The following is a 13137-nucleotide window of genomic DNA, read 5'->3' as shown; positions in this document are numbered from 1 at the left end:
GGACAATTGAAAGCCGAAGATACGGAATAATTTAATTTCCAAACACATAGTATAATACCTATTACCTTCCCTTTCTTACTAAATATTCATTTAAATAGACTTCCCCGGTTTTATGCATGGTCCTTTCAATCCAATCATCAATTTCCTGTTTCTTGAAGAAACCCTACTCCAAGCTTATAATAGGGAATTTTACAAATATGAAGATTACTTACTGTTAAGACTGATATGCTAAGATACTTAGATAGTTATTTGGAGGTTAACCAGGTACCAGAAGTTGGCTATTATTATTTTTTTAAATACTACTTTAAGCAATGGTCAGATATTCAAATAGATATATACAAATGGGAATACTTATTAAGTTGAGGTAGGCTTCTTTACTTAACAAATTATTATAATTTTACTTCAAAATTCATATTGTTAATGCTCAGTGAGGTTCAGCATAATAGCCTATTAGACAGCTTACAGGATAGCACTTCTATAAAGGGTCTTACTCATAATTACTATAATTATCCCGCCAGGTTTTCACCTTTATTTGCCAAATCTGTTATTGAAACATTCTCCTCGCCAGGAGATACAGTCTTAGATCCTTTTATGGGAGGTGGAACTTCATTAGTTGAGGCTTTTGTTGCTGGAAGAAGGTCAGCCGGAAATGATATAAATCAATTATCATTTTTTCTTTCAAAGGTAAAGACAACTTTAATAAAAGATGAAGACCTTTATTTCATTATTAATTTCATTAAAGAAAAGACTGATAAATTAAAAATATATGATTCAGTGGTCTACGACGACTTCTGGGTGGATCATGGATATCACAGAAATTTAAATACTAAAGAATCCTGGCGGATAAGAAAAACGATAGCACAATTGATAAACTTTTCAGCTGAAATTAAGGATAGTAAATTGAATGGATTTTATCGATGTATTTTGTTAAAATCAGCACAATGGGCACTTGATAATAATCTGAAGATACCAAATGTAGAGCAGTTCAAAGAAAAATTATTATCTTCTTCTTATGAGATGGCTGAAGGAATGAAACAGCTATATAATCGAGTTATTGAAAAAGAATATTATACACCAACTCTCCTATACGGGTCTGCTGACAATATCAATAAGAAAATTATCGATGAATTTGTTCCTTTTAAGTTAATAGTCACTTCACCCCCATACCCGGGAGTTCACATGTTATATCATAGGTGGCAAATAAGGGGAAGAAAAGAAACTTCAGCACCTTATTGGATTTCAAGTACGGAAGATGGACATGGGGAAGCATATTATACTTTAGGAAGTAGGTCACAAAAAGGACATGAAAATTATTACAATTTATTATTTAGAACATATAAATCTTTAAGTGAGATTATTGATCGGAATACTGTTGTTGCTCAATTGGTAGCTTTTTCACAACCTAATTGGCAACTATCAAGGTTTTTAGAAGTGATGGAAGCGGCGGGATATAAAGAGATTATATTAAGAGATTCATCCAAGAAGGATGATGGAAGGATATGGAGAGAAGTCCCACATAGAAAGTGGTATATTTCTCAAAAAGCCTCATTAAATACAGCAAAAGAAGTCCTATTACTGCATACTTTAAGAAACATCTGAAGAGTAATCTGAAACAGCATATTCTTCCATTTCTGGCGATCCTAAAGAGTCTATTAAAGGCAATAGAATTGGAGCCAAGGCTTTGCTAACTTCGAAAACTTTTTGCTCTATGGATTCATCCTCAGATTCTTCAATTTCTTCTTTAGCTGGGGTATCTTCCTTTAGTTTAAAATACTGTATCAAACCCAGACCAACTAAAACCAAACTATATTTAAATCTGGCTTTAATTAATTCAGGTTCTTCTTTAACCTGTTTAAGTTCATGCTTTAAATATATATTGTCCATATTTATGAAATAATCATAAATACTTGAATCTCCTGAACTTTCTGTTGTCAAACCGCCGTCAATAATTTTTAAAGCCGAGAATTTATCAAAACCATATTTTTCCCATTCATGCTCGTATACTGGTATTGGTTTTGGAAAATCACCCTTAGATTCAATTTCTCTTTCGTTTCCTGGTTTATCTATAGGAGGTTTTCTACGTGGATTTGGATCAGTTGGATTGGTTTTAGCTTCTCTTAAAATATTAATAGTGAATTTATTAATGAAAGGATTTACTATTCTTGTAAAATCTTTGACAAGACACTTAAAATTTAACTTATCACCTACTTCTACATTTTCTGGCCAAGATAAATTCAACACAGCAATGCCGCTTTGAAGGTTCATTCGATAATTTTTAACTGGTAATTCATTTCCATTCTCAACAAGAAATACTTCATTGCTACCAGGATCTATATTTCGATCAAAATAATCATTTTCGGCATCAGTTTCAAAAATAATTCTACAACGCATATTAATATGGCATTGTTTCTCAAGCACATCCTTTTTTGATTTGTCTTTTAATTTAAAAAATGTCGGATAATTTTTACCATGAAATTCAACTTCTTCTGCCTGGACTTCCTTGGTTTTAAATGGATTTGATAACCTGGTACCGGGAAGAAACAAATTAGTAAATATCTGGTGTTTATTAAGTAATTTTTTTAATACATCTTCAAGTGGCTTATCTTTTCCTACTTTCGATTCAATAAGTTGCCGTCGTCTCTTTTCACGTAAATCTTTTAATAATTGATTATTTTTTATTTCATCTTCAAGTTGTTCTTCGATTTTATATCTGAGTTCACTACTACTAAGCCTATCCCTGCTATTCATAAATAAATCTTCAATCGCTCTTGCACTCATTTTACTGCAATCGACTACTATAAGCAACGAGTCAGCTAAATATGCATATCCTTTTCTGTTAAAAAATTCTTGTTGTAATACACCTTGTGTTTGACCATTGACGGCAAAAAGAATTCCTTCACTTTGTTTATAGGCCTTGGACTTATCAAATTTAAATGCATAAATTTTCCCAGTGATTTCTTCACCGTCTACTTTCATAAAAAATGTGGAAGGAAATTTATCTTCCAAATTTGACTGCTTATCATCTTCTAAGCGAACCTGTATTCCTGTTAACGTTGTCTCGAAACTACCTTCATGACCTCTATAATCTCTGCATTCATATAACCTTATTGGTAAAGCTGGATTTTCTAATAACAAATCAAGTTTACTTAATAAACCAGATGTCCGGAAAATATGTGTTCGACTTGATAGTTTGTAATTATATAGTTTAATAAGTGTTCCGTATTTTGATGGTCGGCCATAAGGTTTTTTATAATTTGTTGGGAAAATTGGCAATTCGTTGGAAGTAAATCGAATTATTCGACCTTTATTAGGATTTATTTGCGCAGCAATAGGAGCCAAATACGTATAAGCAGAATTTCGTCTACCTCCTGAGGGACTTTCTCTTCGAACGATTGTGAATCCCCAAGAATAATCATCACTTTCATTCCCTCCCTTAATTAGAGCAGGATTTCTTCTTGTTAAAATTAACTGAAGATTATGTATACCACAAAATTTCAATGCACCAGTCCCTCCCATATTAAATCTCCCTTGAACAAATTGGGTTCTAAGTTTATTTGATTTGGACAGAGATAAAAAAGTATCTGGTACAGCATCCGGACTTTGTCCCTCTCCGTTATCTGAAATTGTGATTGATGGGTATCCCGATTGTGGAGTTTCGCCTGTGATCGCGACTGTAATATTTTTAGCAATTTCAGTTCTTTTTGAACTTGACCATTCTGAAATTAGGCCTGTGTATTGTCTTTCGGGATTATCATCAAAGTACTTTGCTACTGCTTCTTTAATGCTTTTGGGTGCATTATTGTCTTCTGGATTTATACCTTCTTCTCTGCATTTATTTATAAGTAATGCATCAATTGAATTAATAATCTTTTCAACAAGTGCAGCCTCAGGCAATCTTTGCTGATTTCCGATTGTACTAAAATTATTTTCATTATCATCGTAAAATCTCCATAATCTTGGATCATCCCAATATCCATGTTGTTTCAAGATAACAATTACTTCTTCTTCGTTGTCACAGTTAATTAATTGTAGGCATAAGTCTTTAGTTTCTTGATTATTCATCTTAGCTTTTTTAAAATAAATATCTATAAATCAAGTTTAAAAACTGACTTATCTGATTCTCCACCTTCAAATTTATTCTTTATTTCTTTTAACTTTTTATCTAGTTCAAAGAATATCTTTTTCACATCCTTATCAGAATACTCATAATTTCTTCTATTCGCACAGTTTCCTAAACTGTCCAAATATTTTAAAACATAGTTTACTCTTTTTTCTGCAATTTTTACGAAGCGTATTCTTTTCTCGCTTTGCTGTTCATTACTTTCCATTTCATTTAATTTTTTTGTTTAGCAAAGGTAAGAAATGGAATAACAACTGTCAAGATATATATTGAATAAATATTAACAATATGTACAAAATATGGATTACAATAATTAATCATAATTAATTAGTTTATGCTCATAAAATAGTGATATAAATTATGATATATATCTAATATATATCATAAGAAATGCAAAAATAATTAGCATCTAATTGCCAAAATATCCTATTTCCAAGGTTTTTAATATAATTTCTTGATTATTGTTTCAAATCCTAAAATCATATAAATCATATAAATCATAAACCTTCTATATTTTATATAAAAATCAGGATATTTTAATAAAGAATTAATAATCAATAAATTAAATAGAATTTAAAGGAAATTGTACATCATTCATTAAGAAATGATCAATCCTGATATTAACTGACTCCCTTTAAGGTGATTATATATTTTAAAGAATAAAAATGAAGAATCATGCTTAATTGAAAGCAAGGAATGTAATATCTTTAATGATTAAGATTGATTTTTTATAAAATATTCAAAAACATAGAGTTAAAGAAAATCAAAAATATATATATGGTTTAGGATTTATAGGCTTTTTATGATTTGTATTCAAAAAGAAGTGATTATGAAAAATTCAAGGAAAACTAAAGAAGAAATACATTGGCCTTCAGAAGAAACAATGTATACTGATCCCTTTGATATTAAATTCAATGAATTTATTAAAGTAAAGAAAATAGTCCCCAAAACGAAAATTTGCAAGGAGATCAAAGCTGTTGCTTACCATGAAGCCGGTCATACAGTCTATGCTGCCATATTAGGTATGGATTTTTGCAGAGTTACTATCATTCCAGACAAGGAAAAGGGGAGTGCTGGGAGCATAGATGTAGAGAATGAATATGGAGGTACGGACTACTTTATTGAGACTGATGAACCTGAATTATCCTGGAATGCTATAAAATGTGACATGGCTGGAATAATCAGTCAAGCTTTTGTAACAGGAAAGTTTGAATGGGAAAGAGCAGGTACTGATAGCGGGAGATCATTGAATATTGCATTCTCAAGTAGAATGGACTTTGATTTAGAGAAGTTTCCTATGCAAAGACTCTGGGATGAAACAATAGCTTTTTTTGAAGATGATGAAAATTGGGAGAAAGTAGAGATCATTGCTCAAAAGCTTTTAAAGAAAAAAACGCTGATTTTTGATGAAGTCTTTAAATTGCTACATCTGGAAAGACCGATCAGAAGCAGGGAATTATTTGAGCAAAGAATGAAAGGGATTAAACCTGAAGTAGTAAAAGTGACTAAGGAGATGATTGACCAAGCAGATAGGAAGCTTCAAGAGCTAATTGATTCCGGAATTTTGGATGAAAATGGAAACCTTATAGAGGGTAAATAGCTTAGGTTAAATTCTGCCAAATGGTTATTTATTAACCTGTTATGTTAAAAAATTCTTTCCGTGATGTTTTTCTATAAGCTGAAAATCTGAACTAAAAAACCTAAAAGCAAAAAAAATATTCAAAAAATTTGCATTGGCTTTTTACCGATGACTAAATTAGCAATTGATAAATGTTCTTTGATCATATTGAATTGAAAACAAGAGCCAGGTGTAAAATCCCTGGCCACTTAATACAATCAAGCAGGTAGAGCTTGTAATCTACTGTCGTAATAAATACGGTTCGTCCTGAATCGTATGAAAAATTGTAATCCTCCCTCTTGACATTTCAGTCATTCGGAGAAATCGTAAATAAACGCAACTGAATCCGGTATCAACCAGCTTATGATTCAGGCTTAATCGTAGTGATTTACGTTTTTCGACGCTGGATTATCTAAAAAATTAAATTTATGTCAATTTCAAAAGATGAGATTCTCGAAATGACTCAGGGCGGGATTCTCTTTTACAAATTAATCATCTCTGGTCTTGTACTTATAAGCGATAATCGCTGTAAAAGTACCTACAATCCTTTTTATAAGGACGGAAAACCAAGCTTAAGCATCTACTTAAAAGATGAAAAATGGCGTTTTTGGGATCACGGAGATTCCGAATATCACGGTGATGTATTCGTATTTGCCGGATTTTACTACAAACTTGACTTCAAAACCCAATTCCCTGAGATTCTCGAACGCATGTTCGAGGACTTGACAAAAGCGATTGAACAGGGAACTATCAGCGCCGCTGAGCCAGGAACCATCATTGCCCCTGCAATCGAACCTGTCCGGCAAGATTCCGACAAGTCCTTCACACTCATTGAACGAAAATTTAAAAAAGAGGATTTGGAGTATTTCGGACAGTTCGGAATTACAATTGAAATCCTGAATGAGTACAATGTAGTTTCGATAGATGGCTACACTGCCAATAAATCTTCAGGAGAACCCTATACCTTTTATAAAAGCCGCTTTCAAAAGCTGTTTGCCTACAAAGGCAACGGTTTCGCGAAGATTTATTGTCCGAAGCCAAAGTCATTTCTCTATGTCGGCAGCAAGCCTCAGGATTATTACTTTGGTTGGGATCAAATCGATCAGGGCGATGGGCATAATTTTGTACTGGATTATGTTATCATCACCGGCGGTGAAAAGGATGTCATGACACTCCGGAGCCTGGGGTACTATAATGTGATCTCACTCAACTCAGAAACAGCTTCCATCGATGCCAAATTTGCTGAAAGTCTGAATTATCACACTTTTAACAGGGTAGCAGTCCTTTACGACCTTGATGAGACAGGACAGAAGGCCTCTCGTGAACTGGCAGACAAGTTCGGTTTCCGTCAGGTAATTTTACCGGAAAGTCTGAAGCAAGCGGGAGGTAAGGATGTTTCTGATTACGTTGCGCTGAAACTAGATATTGATCAGCTAAAAGCTCTTATTCAACCGGCCATCGATGAGGATGAAGGTGAGCCGCCCGGGCAGGAAGAGGAGGAAGAACCTCCTGAAAGCGCCGAAGTCCAGGATGAACTAAATGCGAGCCAGGTTCAGTCAATAGCTGATTATGCAGATAATCCTGACAATCCAATGCCTTACTTCCCTGAACATATTTACGAAATGCTGCCCGATCTGTTGAAAGAAAGTTGCGAGCTTTTTGATGACCGTCGGCAAAAAGATATGTACCTTATTAGTTCTATAGCGGTTCTCAGCGGATGTTTCCCCATGATAAAGGGTTTATATGATGATATGGAAACATGTTGTAATATTTACTCCATGATCGTTGCACCTCCAGCGTCCGGGAAAGCTGTTATGAACTGGGCCCGGAAGCTGGGATTAAAAATGCATCAGTATTTTTGGGATGAATATAAGTGGATGCTAAAAAAGAGAGCTGAAGAAATAGAAAAGCATGAGGCTGACCCAAAATACGAGATGGATTTACCTGAAAAAGTACGTAAAACCCTTTTCATTCCAGCAGATAGTAGTGTGGCTGGCATGCTTCAGTTGATGAATGACAACAATGGTTACGGTGTCATCTTCGATAACGAGGCTGATGTGGTCAACCGGATGTTTGTAACTGAATGGGGTCATTACAGTACGATTTTAAGAAAAGCCTATCATGGTGAATCTTTAAGTGTAAACAGAAAGCAAAAAGATGAATATTTTGAAATTGAATTCCCGGTTCTTTCTGTTGCACTGAGTGGTACTAAAGATCAGCTGATTAATTTGGTGCAGGAGGTTGATAACGGATTATTCAGTCGGATAATTTTCTACAAATTTCAGAATATACCCAAATGGCGGGATCCATGGAGGCGTAAAGAAGGCTTACAGGAAAAATTTCTGGTATTCAGCAACAGAGTGTTGCAGATTTATGTCTTGTTGCCAAAAAATGTCAAATTTGAGTTAAATCCAGATCAAAAGTCGGAGTTTAATTCATATTTTGAAAAGTGGACGCAGGAAATAAATGATGAAAGAGAGGGCTCCGGAGCTGAAATCCTTTTTCGGATCGGATTAGTGACATTCAGGATATCAATGCTTTTATCCTTGTTACGGATGGAAGATAATATTCCGGAATCTGATACTGAAATAACGATCAATTGTGATCTGAAGGATTTTTATATCGCCCTTGAAATAGCCAAAGTCCTTAAGGTGCATTCATTTGAAATTTACAACGAATTGGCCGGCTATTCAAGCAAATTACTGAAATTCAGTAAGTTGATCCGCACGTACTATCAAGAACTGCCTATGATTTTTACTCGAAACGATGCAGACAATATAGCTGAGAAGTTGGATATCAAGATTTCAACTGCTGAAAAATGGCTGGAGAAATTCGTAGCCGAGAAAATCATCGAAAGAACCAAATTCGGTCAGTATTCAAAAGGCCAACCTCGTAAGTACAAGTAATCAATTCCAAGGGGGAGACAACTGAGCAAATAAACCGGAAAGCAAGTCCGACAGCAATTAAACTTGTTTTCCGGTATCAATGGCCAGCCTCCCCCTTTTCGTTCCTTTACGCTTCTTTTAGCCCATTAAAACAAGAAGATAACCATAAGGTACTACAAGCCATTCCAGGAATAAATTAGCCCGTTTATAGAAGCCAACAAGGAAATTAAAAGACTTCATCAGGGCGGTTAATATCCCGGTTCCAAAAAAGCATTTAATTGAAGTTGATATTGGTCTGATTTGTGTATTTTTGTTCTGACTGGAAACAGTTTACGTTCTTTATATATGATATGATGCATTAGCGTTTATCTGTGTCTTAAGAAACCGCCAATTTTAAATAGCACACAAGGAATAAATAGCTACTGCTCACACAACGGGTGTGGGCATGGCTTACTTTGTGTGCGGGGCCTTGGCGGTTCCTTTAAGACGGGTATGTCCATGTTCCACACCTAATTTTTTATACCATGAAAAAAAGTACAACCAATGAAATTGATTTTGTCCAGCTTTACTCTTTAGAAAACTACCTGTTCGATGTTGTAAATTCCCGATTCCAAAAAGAGGGATACCTGAATGCCTTTGACCTCTTTTGTGTTATCATTTGGAAAGCCAATCGTTCAAAATCCACTATTGCCAAGAGGTTACTGAAGAAAGAGCATAAGAGCCTGGAGGAAGCTTGTAAAGAACTCACTTCGCAGATTCATCAGGCTCCAACAGAGAAAGAAAAGATGAAAGTATTGATGGATGAATGGGGATTCTTACTGCCCATGTCCACAGCCATCTTGACTGTCTTGTACCCAGACAGTTTCACCGTTTACGATACCAGGGTTTGCCAGATGCTTGGAAAATATCATACCCTGAAGGATATTTCAAATCTGGATAAACTCTGGGAAACCTATCAGGAGTTCATAAAAGATGTGAAGAAAGCCACACCCGGAATAAAAAGTTTACGGGATAAAGACCGGTTTCTATGGGGAAAATCTTTTCATGACCAATTAAAAAAAGATATAGAGAAACAATTTTCCTAAGGAGCAATTATTTAATATTATCCAATCATCTGAAAAACAGTAAGATGAAGATAATAAATTGTAAAACCTAATTGTATGAAAAAGATCGTAAGAAGTAATGTTATTTTTATTTTATTGATTGTTTTTGTTTCAACAGGTTGTGTCAATGCACCTGTTATCGTAAAACCAAAAGTTGAAGGAAAATATGTTAAAGTAAAAGATAATGGCCGAGGAAGCAGTTTAAACCTTCTGAATATTAATTTGATTAAAGAAGTCAATTTTGGTGAAAAGATTTGCCGATTTGATTATTTTGGTACCACTATGGGCGGTAAATATACGATTGATGGAAATTACGTTTATATTGAAGTTGGTTATGATATAGGAACGCTTGCAATGGAAATAGTTGGTAGTGACACCTTAGAAGGAGAAGGCTGGATCTCAGGAACTTTTATAAAACAAAAGCCAAAATAAGTTGAATAGAGTATATTATTCCTCAAAATGAAATTTACAAAATCATCAGGGTTAAAAGCAAGTGAGAAATTCAGTTTTAACCAAGTTAGAAAGGTGTGCTGCAATGATCTCCCCCTGACTGGTATAAAGGTATAGCTGAAAGAAAAAATTGCTTAGAGCAAAGAAATTCAGCCTCTTACAACAAAATGTCTAAAAATTTGGTAGCCTCGACGCATTTTCTTAAATTTGTGTAGTTATTGGCTTAATTGTAAAAAAAGGCTACTTTCCTGAAATTAGCAAGTTTCCAAGTTCATTGGAAGCGAAATTGTCTTAAAATTTTCTTGTTTGTTAATTGGCACAAATTATTTAATTTCAGCCAGTTAGAGATCGTAAACGGGTTGTTAAATAACAGCCAGGCCACATGGTTTCACCCTCTGCACCTATCAGGACAGATGCAGCCAATGGCTTAACAAATGATCTCTGACTATGAATTAAAGAAGCTTCTACAAGAAGGAAAAGAATCGTACAACGAACAAAAATTGGAAAAGATGATCGAGCTAATCAAATCCCTTTGTCACCTGGATTACGAATTTCAGAAAAGGAGAAAATATGATAAATAACTCCATACGAAAAGCGATAATCTACACTAGGGTTTCCACTGACGAACAGGCTGAACATGGCTTCTCCCTAGCACATCAGGAGGAGTCTTTGGAGAAATATTGTGAGTTCCACAACATCACGATTGTAAAACATTTCCAGGAAGAAGGAGCTTCGGGCAAGGATTTTAACCGCCCGGCTTTCATTCAATTGTTGGAATTTGTCAGAAAAAACAAGAAAGAAGTTGATGCCCTGGTTTTTACAAGATGGGATCGGTTTTCAAGGAGCAATCTGGAAACCTTGAAAATGGAGCTTGAATTAAGGAAACTGGGGATCAAATTGGTTTCCACTGAACAAGCCATTGATGACTCATCACCAGAGCATAAATTAATGCTAACTATCTATAATTCAATAGCTGAGATCGAAAGGGATAAAATTTCCATCAGGACAAAAGAAGGTATGAGAAGAGCCAGCAAGGAAGGCTACTTCACTAATAATCCGCCAGTTGGCTATAAAAGGGTAAGGATAAATGCTGAAAAGCCTTCTTTGGAGCCCGATGATAGAGCACCTTTAATCAGACAAATTTTTGAAGATTATGCTACCGGAGCCTATACCGTGGAAGACATCAGGGTAAAGTACTGGAAAAGAGGCATTAAACGGTGTTATGACGGAATGCAATGGCTCTTGATGAACATCACCTACACCGGAAGAATACGGATTCATGCCTGGAAAGATGAAGAAGAGGTGATTGTTCACGGCTTTCATCCTCCTGTAGTCCCAGATGAACTTTTTGAAAAGGTTCAGCGAGTCTTGTTTGGCAAAAAATGGAAGGTTGACTTCAAAGTGAACCGGAATGAAGCCCTGCCCTTAAGGGGACACCTGGTTTGTTGTCAATGCAAAAGATCATTGACAGGAAGTTCAAGTAAAGCCAGAAACGGCGGTAAATACGTTTATTATCACTGCCAAGATGCTTGTAATGAACGGTTTAGAGCCGATGAAGCACACCAGCAGCTAAGGGAATACCTTAAATCCATGACCATCAAACCGGAGGTGAAAAAAGCCTATCTGAAATACATGGAGCAGGTTTTCAACATGAAAGAGGGAAGCCGGGAACAGGAAATAAAAGTCCTTCAGCATCGCATCCAGAAAACCAGGGAGTTAAAGAATGGGCTGGAAGACAAATTCATCCAGGATTTAATTGACAAAGAAACCTACAAGGATGCAAAGGGAAGATATGAAGGAGAAATGAAGGATCTGGAGGAAGAACTAAAGATGCTTAAGGAATCCACTACCAGCTACATGAGGTATCTGAAAGAGTCCTTGTCCCTGCTTGAAAACCTGGAATATCATTACGAGCATGCTAACTGGGAAGAGAAACAGAAACTTTTGAAAATCCTGTTTCCGGAGAAGCTGATCTTCAAAAATGGTCAGTTCATCAATCCCAGCAAAGATGGAATCTCTTTACTGATTAGTGATTTAAAGGAATTTATAAAAGAGGGTGCTATCAGTCAGACCGTCAAACATGATAAGGAGGTGCTGAAGAAGCTGGGGCGGACAACGAAAGATAATTAATTATAACATTTAAAATTGTAAAATCCATTTGTGAAAACCAAAATCTTAATAGCTGTACATCAAATCTTTGGATTATTTTTATTAGGTGATTGTAAAAAACGGGGTACTGCACAAGAAAATAAGTTATTAATAACAGACTTACACTCTCCCATTAAGTTAATGCTCAGTAGCTAAGGTTGTTACAAACGTTTCAGCATTATAAGTACGAAAAGATTGATAGTTCAGCTATGACACTTTTTCGTTATGGCTAAAAAAAATACAAAAACTGAGAGTTTACATGTTCTGACACTCTTCGATGAGTATCACAATCTATTATTAGCAAGTGAGATAACTGTCAACTACAGGCACAAGATTAAGCCGAGCTTGATGCCAAAGCTAGCCTGTTCTAAGGATTCTGCTGACGTTCTACGCACGATATGGTCTGACCGACTTGAGCACGTTGAAGAGTTTGTAGTCATCTGTCTCAACAGAGCTAATCGAATGTTAGGTTGGGCTAAGGTATCTTCTGGAGGCTTAAGCGGGACGGTAGCTGATCCAAAGGTTATATTCCAAATCGCACTGAAGAGCAATGCTTCCAGCATCATCCTAGCACACAACCACCCAAGTGGTAACCTACAACCAAGCGAACAGGACATTCGCTTAACGAGGAAGAACAAGGAAGCGGGTTTGGTGCTGGACCTTCAAGTCCTTGATCACATCATACTAACTAGTGTCACGTCACAATTAATATGACGTAATCAAAAAAAATTGTATCTTAGCCAAAAAAAGGCTATGAACACTTACAAAGTTACTCTTACACAGGAAGAACGAGATCAATTGACCGAAATTACC

At 35.5% G+C, this 13137-nt stretch carries 9 protein-coding genes; 7 read left to right on the top strand and 2 right to left on the bottom strand.

The window, feature by feature from the left end; translation table 11 throughout:
- Positions 1-420 precede the first annotated feature (420 nt).
- Positions 421-1599 carry a site-specific DNA-methyltransferase gene (locus tag M0Q51_11830; GenBank protein ID MCK9400666.1) on the top strand — a complete coding sequence of 393 codons (1179 nt, stop codon included), beginning with the start codon at positions 421-423 and terminating at the stop codon, positions 1597-1599.
- Here M0Q51_11830 and M0Q51_11825 read toward each other — a convergent pair.
- Both M0Q51_11825 and M0Q51_11820 read right to left on the bottom strand, forming a co-directional pair.
- Entirely contained in the window at positions 1585-4062 is a 2478-nt protein-coding gene (locus M0Q51_11825; protein ID MCK9400665.1) for a hypothetical protein, read from the bottom strand. The genes M0Q51_11830 and M0Q51_11825 overlap by 15 nt on opposite strands.
- Before the next feature lie 23 nt (positions 4063-4085).
- On the bottom strand, positions 4086-4328 hold the full coding sequence (locus M0Q51_11820) for a hypothetical protein (protein MCK9400664.1): 243 nt from the start codon (positions 4326-4328) through the stop codon (positions 4086-4088).
- Between the two features lie 621 nt (positions 4329-4949).
- Between M0Q51_11820 and M0Q51_11815 the strand changes: the two genes are divergently transcribed.
- From M0Q51_11815 to M0Q51_11790, 6 genes are all read left to right on the top strand, one after another.
- The gene (locus M0Q51_11815) at positions 4950-5720 is read left to right on the top strand and encodes a hypothetical protein (protein MCK9400663.1); all 771 of its coding nucleotides are present in this window, start codon (positions 4950-4952) and stop codon (positions 5718-5720) included.
- A gap of 446 nt (positions 5721-6166) precedes the next feature.
- Positions 6167-8644 carry a DUF3987 domain-containing protein gene (locus M0Q51_11810; protein MCK9400662.1) on the top strand — a complete coding sequence of 826 codons (2478 nt, stop codon included), beginning with the start codon at positions 6167-6169 and terminating at the stop codon, positions 8642-8644.
- 503 nt (positions 8645-9147) lie between these two features.
- Positions 9148-9708 (top strand): hypothetical protein, encoded by a 561-nt coding sequence (locus M0Q51_11805; GenBank protein MCK9400661.1) that lies wholly within the window; start codon positions 9148-9150, stop codon positions 9706-9708.
- Positions 9709-9783: 75 nt separating this feature from the next.
- Positions 9784-10158 (top strand): hypothetical protein, encoded by a 375-nt coding sequence (locus M0Q51_11800; protein MCK9400660.1) that lies wholly within the window; start codon positions 9784-9786, stop codon positions 10156-10158.
- Positions 10159-10746: 588 nt separating this feature from the next.
- The gene (locus M0Q51_11795; protein ID MCK9400659.1) at positions 10747-12306 is read left to right on the top strand and encodes a recombinase family protein; all 1560 of its coding nucleotides are present in this window, start codon (positions 10747-10749) and stop codon (positions 12304-12306) included.
- A 366-nt stretch (positions 12307-12672) separates the two neighbouring features.
- On the top strand, positions 12673-13038 hold the full coding sequence (locus tag M0Q51_11790) for a JAB domain-containing protein (protein ID MCK9400658.1): 366 nt from the start codon (positions 12673-12675) through the stop codon (positions 13036-13038).
- Positions 13039-13137 lie beyond the last annotated feature (99 nt).

The organism is Bacteroidales bacterium (genome assembly GCA_023229505.1).
GTDB lineage: Bacteria > Bacteroidota > Bacteroidia > Bacteroidales > JAGOPY01 > JAGOPY01.
Note: the sequence above shows the minus strand (reverse complement) of the source record. Positions and strands in the feature narration are given on the sequence as shown.